The organism is Oleiphilus sp. HI0066, from assembly GCF_001635725.1.
In genome coordinates this window covers 1-1047 of record NZ_LWFH01001782.1, presented here as the reverse complement: position 1 = coordinate 1047, position 1047 = coordinate 1, and the positions used below count along the sequence as shown (strand labels likewise).

Sequence of the window (1047 nt, the reverse complement as noted above, 5' to 3'; positions counted from 1 at the left end):
AGTTTGGAACGGCCTGACTGATGAATGGCACCCAACTCAAATTCTTGCGGACTTCCTTACTATGCAAGAATGGGGCAACGGCAAGCCCCTTAGCGATATGAAGTTTGCATATCTTGGCGATGCACGCAACAACATGGGCAACTCACTCATGGTTGGCGCAGCTAAAATGGGCATGGAAATCAGTCTTGTTGCACCAAAAGAATACTGGCCTAAAGAGTGGCTTATAAAAGAGTGCCAGGCAATAGCAAAAGAAACTGGTGCAAAAATCAACCTTACTGAAGACGTAGCAGAAGGTGTTGAAGGTGCTGACTACTTGTACGCGGATGTATGGGTATCAATGGGGGAACCTAAAGAAGCATGGAAAGAGCGCGTTGGTTTAATGACACCTTATCAGGTAAATCTTGATGTAATTAACAAAACCAAAAACCCAAATGTGAAGTTCATGCACTGCCTACCAGCATTCCACAACAATGAAACAATTGTGGGTGCAGAAATTGAAGCTGAATATGGCCTCAATGGATTAGAAGTGAACGACGATGTTTTCGAATCTCCATACAACATTAGTTTTGAGCAAGCAGAAAACCGCCTGCACACAATTAAAGCTGTCATGGTTGCAACACTGGGAGACCAATAAGATGAGAGTGGTTGTTGCGCTCGGCGGCAACGCTTTGCTTCAACGAGGCGAAGCAATGACCGCTGAAAATCAGAAAATCAACATTGCGAAAGCTGCTAAATCGTTAGCAGCTATCGCAAAAGAACACGAGCTATCATCGCTCACGGTAACGGACCTCAAGTAGGCTTACTCGCACTACAAGCCGCAGCGTTTGATGGCGCTGCCCCCTATCCACTAGATGTACTGGGAGCAGAGTCTGTCGGTCAAATCGGCTATATGATCGAGCAAGAGATGGGAAACATCATGCCTGCTGAGCAAGCATTTGCGACCATTCTTACTCAAATTGAAGTCGATCCAAACGACGAAGCATTTAAAGATCCGACTAAATTCATTGGCCCCGTATACGATGAAGCGCAAGCCAAACGTTTAGCGGA

The 1047-nt window shown here is 45.7% G+C and carries 2 pseudogenes; both read left to right on the top strand.

What is annotated here, in order from left to right:
• Nucleotides 1-634, top strand: a pseudogene (locus tag A3738_RS27705) (ornithine carbamoyltransferase subunit F); the annotation flags it as partial.
• Between the two features lies 1 nt (nt 635).
• A pseudogene (locus tag A3738_RS32450) lies at nt 636-1047 on the top strand (carbamate kinase); the annotation flags it as partial.